Genomic DNA, 14,169 nt, shown 5'->3' with positions numbered 1-14,169 from the left:
ACGAGTATCCGATGTCCTCCAAAGCTGCTGTTCAGGCGTCCTAGCATGGACAAGCATCGCTTTACCGCTACAGCAATGTTCATCCGAGCTGCCCGAAGGGAGGCTGGGGACAGCAGGCAGGGCCGACAACCCCCACGCGCGCACCCCGTACCGCTCCGGTCCACAGGCGACCACGGAGCCCGGAAGCGCACGGAACAACGGCACTGGCGCCCGTCACTCCCATCATGAGCACCTTCCTCATCGAACCCGGGGCGAAGCTGGCCAACCGCTACCGCCTCGACCAAGTGGTGAGCGAGACCGGTGGAGCCACCCGCTGGAAGGCCACCGACGAGACGCTCGCGCGGCCCGTCGCGGTGTGGACCTTCACGGAGGGCTTCCCGCGCACATCCGAGGTCGTGCGCGCCGCCCGGGCCACGAGCCGCATTCCCGACGCCCGCGTCACGCAGGTGTTCGACGCCGACGACTCATCCCCCACCCCGTACGTCGTCGAGGAGTGGGTCATCGGCTCCTCCCTCGCCGACCTCCTCGCACAGGGCCCCATGGAGCCCGAACGCGCCGCGGGTCTGGTCGCCGAGGCGGCCGAGGCCATCGCCGCCGCGCACGTCGGGGGTCTGCACCACCTGTGCCTGACCCCGAGCAAGCTCATGTGGAGCAGCGGCGGCGCGGTCAAGGTCACCGGCATCGGCGTGGACGCCGCACTGCTGGGCTCCGGTATCGCCGACCCCGCGGCGGCCGACGCCCAAGGCTTGGGCAACCTGCTCTACGCGGCGCTCACCGGACACTGGCCCGGCGGTCCGCAGAGCGGTCTGCCCGCCGCCCCGCAGGGCCCCGCCGGCCCCTACCCGCCCCACCAGGTCCGACAGGGCATCACCGACCCCCTGGGGGCCATCACCACCCGCGCGGCCCTGCCGCAGCTCGCCGGGCAGATGGTGCCCGGGCCGCCGATCACCTCCCCGGCCGACTTCTGCGCGGCCATGGCCGAGGTGCCCCGACTCATCCCGCTCCCCGTGTCCCCCGCCGAATCGACACCACCGCCCGAGCCCGGGACCTCCCGCCGTACCGGGGAGTTCGACAGCACCGGCCCCCGCCGCAGCGCCCGGGACGGTGCGTCGGCGACGCGCGGCGGTTCCGCCCCACGGGGCGGGAGCGCTCAGCGGGGAGCGGGGCGGCCGGCGCCCTCGCGTATGGACCAGCGGGCCGCCCGCACACAGCCATCCCCCAGGAAGGTCCTGGTCGGCATGCTCGCGGTGGTCCTGTTCGCCGCCGTGGTCGTGGGCGCGTGGACGTTCGGGAGCCAGATGCGGGGCGAGGACGGCGGGGAGGCCTCCCCCAGCGGTGACACCACCGAGGAGGTACCGGACGAGGGGCCCGAGCTGACCACCCTGGAGATCACCGGCTCCCAGGGCTTCGACCCGTTCGACCCGTCGGGCGACGGCGATGAGCACTCGGACAAGGCGCCGAAGGCCTACGACGGCGACCCCGGCAGCGGCTGGAACACCCAGGGCTACTGGGACCCCCTGGAGATGCAGAAGGAGGGCGTCGGCCTGCTGCTGGACCTGGGCTCCGGCCAGGAGGTCCGTGAGGTCGCCCTGGAGATGCCCGAACTGGAGCACGAGACACAGATCCGTGTCGGCGACGACAAGTCGGTCAGCAGCCAGGAGAGCCTGGACGCGAACCTGCCCGTCGTCGCCCAGGAGACGATGAGCGGTTCCACGACCGTCTCCATCGAGGGCGGCGCGACCGGACGGTACGTGCTGATCTGGTTCACCGAACTGCCCAACGACGGCAGCAACTGGCGTGGGACCATCAATGAGGTCGAGGTACTCGGTCTCTGACGGACACCGATGTGTGGGATATGTGATCAGCGCTGATGGACGCCGTCCAGGAGCTTCCTGACCGGGAGCTGTTGACGATGCACGCTCAGGGTGACGACCAGGCCTTCGCGGTCCTGGTGCGTCGTCACCGTGAGCGTCTTTGGGCTGTCGCCGTACGCATGATGAGCGACTCCGAGGAGGCCTCCGACGCCCTCCAGGACGCGTTCGTGTCCGCGTTCCGCGCCGCCCACCGCTTCCGCGGCGAGTCCCAGGTGAGCACGTGGCTGCACCGGATCGTGGTGAACGCCTGCCACGACCGGCTGCGCCGCCGCAAGGTGCGTCCGGCCACCCCCACGGAGGACTCCACCCTGGACGTGATGTCCAACGAGCGGCTCGGGCGCATGGGCGGCGCCCCGGACCACGCCTCCCAGACCGAGGCGCGGCTGGACGTACACGCCGCCCTGGACCTGCTCCCGTTGGACCAGCGCATGGCGCTGACCCTCGTGGACATGCTCGGCTACCGCGTGGAGGAGGCGGCGCAGATCCTGGACGTGGCGTCGGGGACGGTCAAGAGCAGGTGTGCGCGAGGTCGCGCCAAACTTCTTCCCTCACTGGCCCATCTGAGGAACCCTCAGCACCCCGGAGACGTCACAACTGGGAGAGGAGGTGCCAACCCATCGTGACGTCCCACCCAGACGTGGAGGCACTCGCCTTCTTCGCCGAGGAGCTCCTGGAGCCCGACGAGGAACGCACCGTCGCATCCCACATAGACACCTGCGCGACCTGCGCCGCGACCCTGGACGAGCTGACCGGGGTCAGTGAAGCGCTGGCCGCGGTACCGGCTCCCGCCATGCCCCGGGACGTCGCCGACCTCCTCGACCAGCGCGTCGCGGAGGCGGTGCGCGAGCGTTCGGAGGGCTCGGCACCGGAGGAAGCCCAAGCTCCGGCCGACGCGGCCCCGGAGCCCGTCGCCACGGTGGTCCCCCTCTCCCGCCGTGGGCGGAAGGGGGTCCGCGGCTTCAACATGCCGCGGCTGATGGCGGTGGCCGCCGCCGCGGTCGTCATCGGGGGCGGGGGCGCGGCCCTGTTCAACGGCCTGTCCTCCGAGAGCCAGGAGGGGGCGGGGGTCGCGGCCCCGCTCCAGGAGAACGGGGAGGAGGCCGCACCGGACACCGCGCACTCCTACACGCCGCAGGTGGTACGGAGCGAGACCGTCTACACCGAGGGATCCCTTCCCGAGCAGGCCGCCCTGACGCTCGACCTGTCCCCCGTGGGCGGTGTGCCCTCGGACGGTGGCACCGAGCCCATGGCCCCGCTGGAGACCGTGCCCGTCGGTGTGGAGGAGTGCGCCACGCTCCTCGGCGAAGCGGTCGGAACGCACTTCGCCCTGGTGGACGACGCCTACTACGGCGACGACACGTCCCGGGCGTGGGTGCTGTTCGCTCCCCGGGACGAGGAGTTCGACGTGTACGTGGTCGACCCGCGCTGCGCCCAGGGCGGCGACACCAGGCAGAGCGTCCTCGGCCAGGAGACCGTCCAGGCTCCCTGAGACGGGTTCACGGGGCCGTGCCGGCACCTCTCAACCGCCGGGGCGGACCAGACCCGTCTCGTAGGCGATCACCACCAGGCCCACCCGGTCGCGGGCCCCGAGCTTGGCCAGGAGGCGGCCCACGTGGGTGCGCGCGGTCGCCGGGCTCAGATGCAGCTCGGCACCGATCTCCTGGTTCGACATGCCCCGCCCGACCAGGGCGAGCACGTCCCGCTCCCGGTCGGTCAGCACGTCCAGGCGGGCCGCCGCCTCCGGGGCGACCGAGGTGTCGGCGAGCCTCTCGATCACCCGGCGGGTGACCCCGGGTGAGAGCAGCGCCTCCCCCGCCGCGACCGTGCGCACCGCCTCCCGCAGCTCACGCGGACCGGCGTCCTTGAGCAGGAAGCCGGAGGCCCCCAGGCGCAGCGCGGCGAACACGTTGTCGTCCTCGCCGAACGTGGTGAGCACCACCACCCGGGTCCGTCGGTTCGTCGACGTGTCGACATGTCCCTCTGGCGACCCGTCGACTCGCCGCTCCAGCTCGCGGAGCACGGAGAGGCCGTCCATCGCGGGCATCTGGAGGTCGAGCAGGACCACGTCGGGGCGGTACCGGCCGATGTCGGCGAGCGCCTCGCGCCCGTTCCCGGACTCGGCCGCGACCTCGATCCCCCCGTCCCGCTCCAGCAGGGCCCGCACACCGGTGCGCACCAGGGGCTGGTCGTCCACGAGCAGAACCCGGATCACCGGACACCCCCGAGGGGCAACCGCGCGTGCACACCGAACCCGCCCCCGGCCCGGGGCCCCGCCTCCACCGAGCCGCCGACCAGGCGCACCCGCTCGCGCATCCCCCCGAGCCCGCTTCCGGCCGGGGAACCAGCCGGTGCGGCCGTCCCGTCGTCGGTCACCGCCACGTCGAGCACTCCGTCCTCCCTCGTGAAGTCCACTCGCGCCCGGCGGGCACGCGCGTGGCGCAACGTGTTGGTGAGCGCCTCCTGGACGACCCGGTAGGCGGTCGCGTCCACCATGCCCGGCACATCCCCCGGCTCCGGGGCGCCGGTCACCACCACGTCCACCCCGGCCGCGCGGACCGTCTCCACCAGCTCGTCCAGATGCGCCAGGGAGGAGACCCGGTCGTCTCCCGGGTCGGTGTCGCGCAGTGCGCGCACGGTGGCACGCAGCTCGCGCAGGCCGGTTCGGGACGCCTGCGTAACGTGCTCCAGCTCGGCCCTGGCGGCGGGCACGTCCGCGGGGTCGTCGTCCAGGGCCTCGGCGGCCACCGCGGTGTGCAGGGAAACCACGGACAGGTGGTGCCCCACGGCGTCGTGCAGGTCCCGGGCGATACGGGTGCGTTCGAGCGCCAGGCGCTCGGCCGCCTCGGCCCCACGCGCCTGCCGGTCCAGGGCGGCGATCCGCGCACGCTGGTGGTCGGCCCTGCGGCGCTGCCACTGCACGTGGCCCAGGGCGATGGCGGCGCCCATGACGGCGACGGTGGAGGACAGCTCGTATCCGAGCAGATAGGCGGGGTCCTGTCCCTCCTCCAGACGCGCCGCGGTGGAGACCGAGACCAGGACGACCGCCGTGACCACGGCCCAGGGGGCGCGCCCCGCCTCCGCAGCCGAGTACAGCGCGGCGGCCGCCGGGACCGCCAGGCCGATGACGGGAAGGTCGAGTACGTAGTTGGCGATGACGAGGACCGACGTGGCCGCCAGGACCGCGATCGGCCAGCGGCGGCGCACCAGCATGAGCGCACCGAGCACGACGGCCATCCCGTATCCCAGGGGCAGGTTCCCCCTGTCGCTGACGTCGGATCCGACGGCGATCGCCACCACGGAGAAGACGGCGAACCCGAAGAGCGCGTCGACGACGACACCTTGGCGGTCACTGGGCATGCGGAAGATTCTACGGATCCGCGCCCCGTCCGGCCCGGGACCGCGGGCCCGGGCCGCTACGCGTCTGGACGTAGGCCGCGGGAGCCCGGGCGCGTAGGGGCCCGGGACCGGCGGCCGACGCGCGACCAGGACCGTTTCCCTAGCGTTGGAGTCGTCCTTCCCGGCGTGCCGACCACGTCCGAACCCGCGAGGTAGCCGTGAACCACCAGCCGACACCGCCCGAACCGCACTCCACGGGCCCGTTCTCCGGCGTCACGTGGTCGCTGGTGCTGGGACTCGGAGCGCTCGCCCTGCTGCGCCCCCTGCTCAGCATCACCGGTATCACCGAGGCGCTGGACTGGAGCCCCTTCCTCCAGCTGGGGACGACCGTCCTCGTCACCGTCGCCTGGGTGGTCGCCGTGGTGGCCACCCGCGTTCCGCGACCACTGCTCACCCTGGTCTGCACGGGGCTGGCCTACGCGGTGTTCTCGACCGTGCTGAGTGCGATCCTGTCCCCCGTCATGCTCGGAGGGCTCCAGGGGCCGGTCACCAACCCGTTCGGGCTCGTCTCCGTGCTGGCCCTGAACGCCCTGTGGGGGCTCGCCGCGGGCGCGATCGCCCTGGTGGTGCGATCGGCCCTCGGAAGCCCCCAGGACGGCACCTGAGCGGCGAATGGGGGTACTCCGCGCGGGAGGAGCGAAAGCCGGAGGGTGAGAGGGCCCGACCAGTGCCCGAGGCGGACCGGAGACGGGAGCCCCCGGCCGCATCCCGAGGGGCACGGGGGCCTGTCCGGGTACCTGCCGAAAGGCTCTTTCCCCATACCCCGCCCCGGTAACCTGGGGGGATGTTCCGGAGGGAATGCCCTGCGCCTAACATCGGTTGTGCTAACCATCCTCCCCCTGGGGTCACACCACGTGGCCCGGGCAGCGACTGTGTGAAGGGCCAACAAGCGTGAGTGACGTCCGCAATGTCATCATCATCGGTTCCGGACCGGCGGGATACACCGCCGCCGTGTACGCCGCCCGTGCCGAGCTGCGGCCCCTGATGTTCGAGGGCTCCATCACCGCCGGTGGCGCCCTGATGAACACCACGGAGGTCGAGAACTTCCCCGGCTTTCCCGACGGCATCATGGGTCCCGACCTGATGGACCACATGCGCAAGCAGGCCGAGCGGTTCGGCGCCGAACTCGTACCGGAGGACGTCACCGACGTCGACCTGACCAAGCCGGTCAAGGAGGTCGTCGCGGGCGGTGAGACCTTCCTCGCCCACACGGTCATCCTCTCCACCGGCTCCGGCTACCGCGAGCTGGGGGTGCCCGGCGAGAAGGAGCTGTCCGGACGCGGTACCTCCTGGTGCGCCACCTGCGACGGCTTCTTCTTCCGGGACCAGGACATCGCGGTGGCCGGTGGCGGTGACACCGCCATGGAGGAGGCCCTGTTCCTCACCCGCTTCGCGAAGTCGGTGACCGTGATCCACCGCCGCGACGAGCTGCGCGCCAGCCGCATCATGGCCGAGCGCGCGCACGCCAACGACAAGATCAGCTTCCTCTGGGACTCGGAGGTCACCGAGGTCCTGGGCAAGGAGCGCGTCACCGGCCTGAGCCTCATCAACAACAAGACCGGCGAGTCCAGCACCCTGGACGTGACCGGCCTCTTCGTCGCGATCGGCCACGACCCCCGCGTCGAGCTGTTCGACAAGCAGGTCGAACTCGACGAGGAGGGCTACGTGAAGGTGGACTCCCCGTCCACCCGGACCAACCTCGAAGGCGTCTTCGCCGCGGGCGACGTGGTCGACCACCAGTACCGGCAGGCGGTCACCGCCGCGGGAACCGGCTGCGCCGCCTCCCTGGACGCCGAGCGCTACCTCGCCGAGCGCGGCAACTGACCTGGGCGGGTCCTTCCGGCCCGCCGCCGACCACCCTCGCTGCCCGGTTTCGTCGAACCAAGGAGAACCATGTCCGCTGTCAAGCACGTCACCGACGCCACCTTCAAGGAAGAGGTCCTCGCCAGCGACAAGCCCGTGCTGGTGGACTTCTGGGCCGACTGGTGCGGCCCGTGCAAGCAGATGGCCCCGGTCCTGGACAAGCTGGCCGAGGAGTACGGCGACAAGATCGATGTCGTCAAGCTGAACACCGACCAGAACCCCGAGACGCCGCGCACGTACAACGTCATGTCCCTGCCGACGATGAACGTCTACAAGGACGGCGACGTCGTCAAGCAGATCATCGGCGCCAAGCCCAAGCGCGTCCTGGAGAAGGACCTGGCGGAGTTCATGTAACCCGGCAGAGCTTCTGACCGGCGGCTCCGCCAGCCGGCACCACGCACACCGAAGGGCCCTGGACGGATGTCCGGGGTCCTTCTCCCTTGTCGGCTCACCAGCACCAGCACCAGCACCAGCACCAGCAAACCGGTGTTTCACGTGAAACAGCCCGGCGGCCGTGTTTCACGTGAAACACGGCCGCCGGCTCAGGACCTGTCAGGTGTCCATCTGCTTGATGATGCGCTCCAGGTCCTCCATCGTCGCGAACTCCACGACGATCTTGCCCTTCTTCTTGCCGATGTCCACCTTCACGGAGGTGTCCAGACGGTCCGCCAGACGCGTCGCCCACTCCTCCACCTGAGGCGGGTTGGCGATCCGCGCCGAAGCACGGCGGGTCTTCTCCTCCTCCGGCTCCTCCCGGAGCGCGACCATCTCCTCCAGGGAGCGGACCGAGATCCCCTCCTGGATGACACGTGCCGCCAGCCGGTCCTGGAGATCGGCGTCGTCCACGCCCAGCAGCGCCCGCGCGTGCCCGGCGCTGAGCACACTGGCGGCCACCCGCGTCTGCACCTTCGGCGTCAGGTTCAGCAGCCGCAGGGTGTTGGTGATGTGCGAGCGGGACCGGCCGATCCGCTGGGCCAGCTCCCCGTGGGTGGCACCGAAGTCGTCCAGCAGCTGCTGGTACGCCGCCGCCTCCTCCAACGGGTTGAGCTCCTGCCGGTGCAGGTTCTCCAGGAGGGCGTCCCGAAGCAGCTCGTCGTCACTGGTGCTCCGGACGATCGCGGGGATCCGGTCGAGACCGGCCTCCTTGCTCGCCCGCCACCGGCGCTCGCCCATGATCAGTTCGTACCGGGGGGTGCCCTCCCCCTCCAGCTCGCGCACGACGACGGGCTGGAGCAGACCGACCTCGCTGATCGAGTCCCGGAGCTCCTCCAGGGCCTGGTCGTCGAAGTGATGCCGCGGTTGGCGGGGGTTCGGAGTGATCGCGCCGAGCTCGATCTCCTCCAGGTACGTCCCGTCCGGCAGACCCGAGGGCGGTCCCTGCTGTTCCACCGGCTCTGGCGCGGGTGCCGCCGCCGCCGTCTCCTCCGCGCCCTCCGACGGCGCGGGGGCGGTCGGCCCCTGCGGGATGAGCGCCCCCAATCCCTTACCCAGTCCGCGCCGCTGCTGGCTCACCGGCAACTCCCTCCACACTCCTCGCAAACTCCGCCCGGCGAGGCCCGCCGAGCCATCCCGTCGTCATCAGCCGCTGATGCCCCGCGCCCGATGGGCGATCTCCCGGGCGGACTCCAGGTAGGCCACCGCACCGGTGGACCCCGGGTCATAGGTCATCACCGACTGGCCGTAACTGGGGGCCTCCGACACCCGGACGCTACGGGGGATCAACGTCTCCAGGACGGTGTCCCCGAAGTGCGAGCGCACCTCGTCGGCCACTTGCTGGGAGAGCCGGGTCCGGCCGTCGTACATCGTCAGCAGAATGGTGCTGATCGCCAGCCCCGGGTTCAGGTGGGACTGGACGAGCTCCACGTTGCGGAGCAGCTGCCCCAATCCCTCCAGGGCGTAGTACTCGCACTGAATCGGGATCATGACCTCTTCGCACGCCACCATCGCGTTGACCGTGAGCAGGCCGAGCGACGGAGGACAGTCGATGAGGATGTAGTCCAGTTCCGAGGTGTCGTAGGCGGCGAAGGCCCGCTTGAGCCTGGCCTCGCGCGCGACGAGCGAGACCAGCTCGATCTCCGCGCCCGCCAGGTCGATGGTGGCTGGAGCGCACCACAGGTTGGGGATGTCCGGCACCGGCTGGGCGAGCTTGCGGATCTCCTCGTCCTCTACCAGGCAGTGGTAGATGGACCGGGTCTGGTTGTCCCTTTCCATGCTGAGCGCCGTGGAGGCGTTGCCCTGTGGGTCGAGGTCGACCACGAGGACGCGCTGTCCGTGCATTGCCAGGGCGGCCGCGATGTTGACCGTCGTGGTGGTCTTGCCGACGCCGCCCTTCTGGTTGGCGACGCTGATCACCCGACAGGATTTGGGCCGGGGCCAGGTGTCGTCGTGCCCGCGAACCGCCATGGCCGCCTGGGCCGCGCGAGCAAGCGGGGTGTCGGGGACGCTGTAGGCGCCTTCGGGCGGTGTTTCACGTGAAACACCGAGCAGGTCTCCATAGGAACCCTGAGGCGTTTCACGTGAAACACCGGAGTTTTCGGCTGGGTTCTGGGGCACGAATGAGTTCACCTCTTCCGTCCGCGCTTCTTCTTGCCGCCTCGCGCCTTCCTTCGTGACTCAGACGGAGGCGGACCACCGTCGGATGTCACCGTGACGCGAACGACCGTGGTAGCGGGATCGACTTTACCCCGCCCCACCCGGATCACATCGCTAACGCTCGGCCGCAGTTTCGAAACGTCTTGCTCCGCGGCGGCCAACTCGGCCTCCGCCTGTTCCCCCTTGAGCGCCAACAGGCTCCCTCCCTTGCGCAGCAGCGGCAGGGCCCACCCGGCGAGGCGCGGAAGGGGCGCGACCGCCCGCGCGGTCACGAAGTCGGTGTACAGCTCGCCGTGGACCTCCTCGGCCCGGCCGCGCCGCACCTTCACGTTGGGCAGGTCCAGGAGGCCGACCGCCTCATCGAGGAAGACCGTCCTGCGCAGGAGCGGCTCCAGCAGGACCATCCGGATGTCGGGGCGCAGCAGACCGAGCACCAGGCCGGGCAGGCCGGCGCCCGAGCCGATGTCCACCACATCGGCGCCCTCGGGAAGCAGTCCCTCCACGACGGCGCAGTTGATGAGGTGCCGCTCCCACAGGCGGGGAACCTCGCGGGGGCCGATCAGCCCCCGCCGCACCCCGTCGTCAGCGAGCAGTTCGGCGTAGCGCCGTGCCTTCGGCAGGGAGTCTCCGAAAACAGCCTCCGCCTGAACGGGCGGAGCCGGGGGCGCGGCACCGGGCTCCTCAACGCCCGAGGTCATCGGTCACCACCTGTGCACTCGTCCATCATCACTTCCATACTCGGTTCGCCACAGCGCCCCGCACCCGAGGGCACACCGATCGGCGAGGGGGATGTGGTACGCAGCGGACAGCGGTTCCGCGCGCGAAGGGAAAAGACCCTCCATGATCCTACGCGGGGGACACACCAGGGTTTCACGTGCAACGTCCCCGGCCCGGCGCCGGGTCGGCTTCCCACACGATTCCTGCGTTCCCCACCCGTAGGCGCCCGACACCCGGGCAGGGGACCGCGCCGGCACGGCCCTTCGACACGTTTCACGTGAAACACCGCCACGCCGCCCCTCCCCCGACTCCTACCGCCAGGCGCCCAGTGCCCAGAAGGACGCAAGGCGGCGGCACGGTACGTCGCGCACGGCGCCCGTGGAGAGAAGTCGACACAGCCACATGTCGGTGCGGACCATCCGGGCAGGGCTCCGAACACGAAAGGAGGGGGTGGCGGGTTTCACGTGAAACACCGCCACCCCCTCCTGAGTACACGGCCCTACGAGGCGGGGTGCACCACCACGTAGCGGTGGGGTTCCTCGCCCTCCGACTCGCTGCGCAGCCCCGCGGCGGCCACCGCGTCGTGCACGACTTTGCGCTCGAACGGGGTCATCGGCTCCAACGGGTGGATCTCGCCGGTCTCCTTGACCTTGTCGGCGACGTCGGCCCCGATCTGGAAGAGCACCTTGCGGCGTCCTTCCCGGTAGCCGCCGATGTCCAGCATCAGGCGGCTGCGCTCACCGGTCGCCCTGTGCACGGCCAGCCGGGTCAGTTCCTGGAGCGCCTCCAGGACCTCGCCCTGGTCGCCGATCAGCTCGTCGAGGGTGGCGCCGACGACGGAGACCAGCGCACGGTCGCCCTCGACGTCCATGTCGATGTCACCGTCGAAGTCCGCGATGTCGAGGAGCCCCTCGATGTAGTCCGCGGCGATGTCACCCTCGTTCTCCAGGGCCTCGACGTCGATTCCGCCCTCAGACGCCTCAGCCACCGCTACTCCACCGCTTTCTTCCTCGCTACTTGCCACAGCGATCCCGTCTCCTCATCCTTCACGCCCTGGCCGTCGTACGCCTCAGGGGCTTTGTCGCCTGCGCACTCGAACGTCTCCGCAGCCGGGACCAAGCTGGAGCGCCCCTAGCGGGAACCGCCACCGGTGCGCTTGGAGCGCGGCTGCTTCTTCGGCTGCTTGCGTTCGATCTTAGGCTGTTCCTTCGGTTCAGGCGCGGATTCGGCCGCCTTCTTTCGGCTGAGCATGCCCTTGGCGGAACCGTTGGAGGAGGCGTTGCCCTTGGCCTTGTCGCCGTCCTGGCCGGGAGCCGGCTGCTTCCGGTAGAGGAAGTGCTGCTGACCCATGGTCCAGACGTTGGAGGTGACCCAGTAGACCAACACACCGACCGGCATCATGAGACCGAAGAGCCCGAAGAGGGGCGCCATGTACATCATGATCTTCTGGGTCTGCATCATGGGGTTGTCGGGCATCTGCGAGACGCTGCGACGCATGCTCTGACGCATGGTGAGGAACGTCGTCATACCCATGGCCACACAGGCGACGGCGATGATGACCTTGGCCATGATCGGGTCGCTGGAGCCGAGCGCGGTGAGTTCCTCGGGGGAGCTGTTGAACTGGGCGGCGATGGGCGCCTCGAAGATCAGCGCGGCGCGTGCGCTCTCCACCAGCTCGGGGGTGAAACCGTAGTCCGCGTTGCCCTCGGCCACGCTGCGCAGCACGCTGAAGAGCGCGAAGAAGACCGGCATCTGGAGGAGGAGCGGAAGGCAACCCATGATCGGGTTGGTGCCACTCTCCTGGTAGAGCTTCATGGACTCCCGCTGCAAGCGCTCCTTGTCGTGCTTGTAGCGCTCGCGGAGCTTCATGATCTTGGGCTGGACGTCCTGCATCTTGCGCTGCGTGTTCATCTGTTTGACGAACAGCGGCACCAGCAGGAGCCGCATCAGCACGGTGAGTAGGATGATCGACAGGCCCCAGGCCCAGCCGCTGTCAGTGTCAAGGCCGATGAAGGTCAGACCCGCGTGGATCTTGACCAAGATCCAGCCGACGATGTTGTAAAGCCAGTCCAGCACCGGCCAACTCCTATTTGCTTCGGTTCAGCTACTTGTCCCCGGGATCGGTTCCGGTCCGCCCGGCTCCGCCCGCGGGCTCCTCGGACTCCTCGTTCCGGCGCCTCCCGCGTGGTGGAACCGGATCAAGACCCCCCGGGTTGAAGGGGTGGCAACGGGCGATACGCCGGATTCCCAGCCACAACCCGTACAGGGCCCCGTGCACGCGTAGCGCCTCCACGGCGTACGCGCTGCACGAGGGGTAGAAACGGCAGACCGGGGGAAAGAGCGGGCTGATGAAGCGTTGGTAGCCGCGGATGGGCAGGATCAGCACGCGCGCGAACGCCGTCGGTCTGTGCTCGGTCATCGGCCCCACCGTTCTCCGCCCTCGGCGGGGCGGCGGTTACCTGCTGATTCGCTCCTCGCCGGGTCCGCCGCCGGAGGCCGTGGGCGGCCACGGCCGGACCGACGGCGCGACGACGTCCCACGGGGTCGCATGGCTGCGGCGATCGCGCTGTCGAGTTGCGTGTCCAGTTCCCCGTACCGCGCGGTGGCGGCAGAGGGTTTGGCACGCACTACCAGCAGGCTACCGTTTGGCAGAACGGCCAGTCGGGGCCGCATCAGGTGACGCAGTCTGCGCTGCACCCGCTTGCGCACCACCGCTCCCCCGACCGCCTTGCTCACCACGAACCCGACCCGGGGCGGGGCGGCGTCCATGGCGCCGGAGGGCGGTGCGAGGTAGACGACGCCCAAAGCGTCCCGGGAGGCGCGCCGCCCCGAGCGCATGACGGAGCCGAACTCGGCGCTGTGGCGCATCCGGTTCCTCGGCGACAGCATCGGCTTCCTTAGGGCTCGGTACTTCTTCCCACGAAAAAGGGACCGGCCGGCGAGAAGGCCGGACCGGTCCTGAGAACTTGGGGCTGAACGTGGCCTAGTGGGCCACGGTCAGCGCCGCGCGCCCCTTACGACGCCGCGAGGCGATGATGGCGCGACCGGCGCGCGTACGCATGCGCAGCCGGAAGCCGTGGACCTTCGCGCGACGCCGGTTGTTCGGCTGGTACGTACGCTTGCTCACTACTGGCTCCAGGGGCGTGTCAGGAAAGTACTACGACGGACCCCCAGGATATGCGGGGCCTCCGGGTGCGTGAACCGTGGCCGCGTCACCGTGAGCACACGGGCGCAGGCAGATCATCGGCATTAGCATAAAGAACATACGGCCTGCCCCGGTCCTGGTCAAATCGGGCCGCCGGACGCTGAGCCTCCCGCCGGCGACGCGGACGACAGTCCCCCGCCCGGTCCGGACCGGTCGGCTCCACGGGCCCGCTCCGTACCCTTCCGCGGCCCAGGGGAGCCCCCGCGCCGGTTCGGGCGACCGGGTGGGCCGGTGCCAGGCGCCTCCGCCGGCGCGAGACTCCCCGCATGTTCTCCACGATCCTGTGGACAACCCGTTGTCCACAGGCGTGTGAGACTTCCCCAGCCCTTGCTGTCTGTGGATAACCTCAGCCTGTGGATAACTTGCCTCCCGCACTTCCCAGTGCGCCCACACCCCCAGAAGGAAACTTCGTACATACCTTCTGACCTGCATATTGTGGATAACTCTGCATCGCGCGCGAAGGTCTGCCATCCTGTGGACAGACCTGTGGAAAACCTGTGGACAACCTCCAGAAGCTGTGGA

At 70.0% G+C, this 14,169-nt stretch carries 16 protein-coding genes; 6 read left to right on the top strand and 10 right to left on the bottom strand.

Annotated elements, in window-relative coordinates; all coding sequences use genetic code 11:
- The first annotated feature begins 224 nt into the window (after positions 1-224).
- Genes AC0T5L_RS10530 through AC0T5L_RS10520 form a run of 3 tightly spaced genes read left to right on the top strand, consistent with a single transcriptional unit; the run spans position 225 to position 3,363 of the window.
- Positions 225-1,835, top strand: a complete 1,611-nt coding sequence (locus AC0T5L_RS10530; RefSeq protein ID WP_476165234.1) for a protein kinase family protein — start codon at positions 225-227, stop codon at positions 1,833-1,835.
- A gap of 35 nt (positions 1,836-1,870) precedes the next feature.
- Positions 1,871-2,497, top strand: a complete 627-nt coding sequence (gene sigM / locus AC0T5L_RS10525) for an RNA polymerase sigma factor SigM (RefSeq protein WP_476165233.1) — start codon at positions 1,871-1,873, stop codon at positions 2,495-2,497.
- Entirely contained in the window at positions 2,494-3,363 is an 870-nt protein-coding gene (locus tag AC0T5L_RS10520; RefSeq protein WP_476165232.1) for an anti-sigma factor family protein, read from the top strand. The genes sigM and AC0T5L_RS10520 overlap by 4 nt, the downstream gene beginning before the upstream one ends.
- Positions 3,364-3,393: 30 nt before the next feature.
- Here AC0T5L_RS10520 and AC0T5L_RS10515 read toward each other — a convergent pair whose 3' ends face one another.
- Complete coding sequence (locus tag AC0T5L_RS10515; protein WP_476165231.1) at positions 3,394-4,086, bottom strand: response regulator; 693 nt, start codon at positions 4,084-4,086, stop codon at positions 3,394-3,396.
- Entirely contained in the window at positions 4,083-5,231 is a 1,149-nt protein-coding gene (locus tag AC0T5L_RS10510) for a sensor histidine kinase (RefSeq protein ID WP_476165230.1), read from the bottom strand. The genes AC0T5L_RS10515 and AC0T5L_RS10510 overlap by 4 nt, the downstream gene beginning before the upstream one ends.
- Before the next feature lie 197 nt (positions 5,232-5,428).
- Between AC0T5L_RS10510 and AC0T5L_RS10505 the strand changes: the two genes are divergently transcribed.
- The 3 genes from AC0T5L_RS10505 (at position 5,429) to trxA (ending at position 7,487) form a co-directional block, all read left to right on the top strand.
- The gene (locus AC0T5L_RS10505) at positions 5,429-5,875 is read left to right on the top strand and encodes a hypothetical protein (protein ID WP_476165229.1); all 447 of its coding nucleotides are present in this window, start codon (positions 5,429-5,431) and stop codon (positions 5,873-5,875) included.
- Positions 5,876-6,161: 286 nt separating this feature from the next.
- Positions 6,162-7,094 (top strand): thioredoxin-disulfide reductase, encoded by a 933-nt coding sequence (gene trxB, locus AC0T5L_RS10500; protein ID WP_476165228.1) that lies wholly within the window; start codon positions 6,162-6,164, stop codon positions 7,092-7,094.
- Between the two features lie 69 nt (positions 7,095-7,163).
- On the top strand, positions 7,164-7,487 hold the full coding sequence (trxA, locus tag AC0T5L_RS10495; RefSeq protein ID WP_476165227.1) for a thioredoxin: 324 nt from the start codon (positions 7,164-7,166) through the stop codon (positions 7,485-7,487).
- A 198-nt stretch (positions 7,488-7,685) separates the two neighbouring features.
- Here trxA and AC0T5L_RS10490 read toward each other — a convergent pair whose 3' ends face one another.
- The 8 genes from AC0T5L_RS10490 to rpmH form a co-directional block, all read right to left on the bottom strand.
- Positions 7,686-8,645 carry a ParB/RepB/Spo0J family partition protein gene (locus tag AC0T5L_RS10490; protein ID WP_476165226.1) on the bottom strand — a complete coding sequence of 320 codons (960 nt, stop codon included), beginning with the start codon at positions 8,643-8,645 and terminating at the stop codon, positions 7,686-7,688.
- 66 nt (positions 8,646-8,711) lie between these two features.
- Complete coding sequence (locus AC0T5L_RS10485; protein ID WP_476165225.1) at positions 8,712-9,536, bottom strand: ParA family protein; 825 nt, start codon at positions 9,534-9,536, stop codon at positions 8,712-8,714.
- 158 nt (positions 9,537-9,694) lie between these two features.
- Positions 9,695-10,423 carry a 16S rRNA (guanine(527)-N(7))-methyltransferase RsmG gene (gene rsmG, locus AC0T5L_RS10480; protein ID WP_476165224.1) on the bottom strand — a complete coding sequence of 243 codons (729 nt, stop codon included), beginning with the start codon at positions 10,421-10,423 and terminating at the stop codon, positions 9,695-9,697.
- A gap of 518 nt (positions 10,424-10,941) precedes the next feature.
- Complete coding sequence (locus AC0T5L_RS10475) at positions 10,942-11,430, bottom strand: Jag family protein (RefSeq protein WP_476165223.1); 489 nt, start codon at positions 11,428-11,430, stop codon at positions 10,942-10,944.
- Between the two features lie 143 nt (positions 11,431-11,573).
- On the bottom strand, positions 11,574-12,518 hold the full coding sequence (gene yidC, locus AC0T5L_RS10470) for a membrane protein insertase YidC (protein ID WP_476165222.1): 945 nt from the start codon (positions 12,516-12,518) through the stop codon (positions 11,574-11,576).
- A gap of 28 nt (positions 12,519-12,546) precedes the next feature.
- Entirely contained in the window at positions 12,547-12,861 is a 315-nt protein-coding gene (yidD, locus tag AC0T5L_RS10465) for a membrane protein insertion efficiency factor YidD (RefSeq protein ID WP_476165221.1), read from the bottom strand.
- Positions 12,858-13,331 (bottom strand): ribonuclease P protein component, encoded by a 474-nt coding sequence (gene rnpA, locus AC0T5L_RS10460; RefSeq protein ID WP_476165220.1) that lies wholly within the window; start codon positions 13,329-13,331, stop codon positions 12,858-12,860. The genes yidD and rnpA overlap by 4 nt, the downstream gene beginning before the upstream one ends.
- Before the next feature lie 94 nt (positions 13,332-13,425).
- Complete coding sequence (rpmH, locus tag AC0T5L_RS10455) at positions 13,426-13,569, bottom strand: 50S ribosomal protein L34 (RefSeq protein ID WP_476165219.1); 144 nt, start codon at positions 13,567-13,569, stop codon at positions 13,426-13,428.
- Between the last annotated feature and the right edge of the window lie 600 nt (positions 13,570-14,169).

The sequence above is a fragment of the Nocardiopsis sp. TRM 82005 genome (assembly GCF_056312425.1).
Note: the sequence above shows the minus strand (reverse complement) of the source record. Positions and strands in the feature narration are given on the sequence as shown.

Bases quoted from the DNA above. Each gene is read 5' to 3' on its own strand.
- AC0T5L_RS10530 (WP_476165234.1), top strand. From the start codon at position 225: ATGAGCACCTTCCTCATCGAACCCGGGGCGAAGCTGGCCAACCGCTAC.
- sigM (WP_476165233.1), top strand. From the start codon at position 1,871: ATGGACGCCGTCCAGGAGCTTCCTGACCGGGAGCTGTTGACGATGCAC.
- AC0T5L_RS10510 (WP_476165230.1), bottom strand. From the start codon at position 5,231: ATGCCCAGTGACCGCCAAGGTGTCGTCGTCGACGCGCTCTTCGGGTTC.
- trxA (WP_476165227.1), top strand. From the start codon at position 7,164: ATGTCCGCTGTCAAGCACGTCACCGACGCCACCTTCAAGGAAGAGGTC.
- AC0T5L_RS10485 (WP_476165225.1), bottom strand. From the start codon at position 9,536: ATGGCGGTTCGCGGGCACGACGACACCTGGCCCCGGCCCAAATCCTGT.
- rsmG (WP_476165224.1), bottom strand. From the start codon at position 10,423: ATGACCTCGGGCGTTGAGGAGCCCGGTGCCGCGCCCCCGGCTCCGCCC.
- yidD (WP_476165221.1), bottom strand. From the start codon at position 12,861: ATGACCGAGCACAGACCGACGGCGTTCGCGCGCGTGCTGATCCTGCCC.
- rnpA (WP_476165220.1), bottom strand. From the start codon at position 13,331: ATGCTGTCGCCGAGGAACCGGATGCGCCACAGCGCCGAGTTCGGCTCC.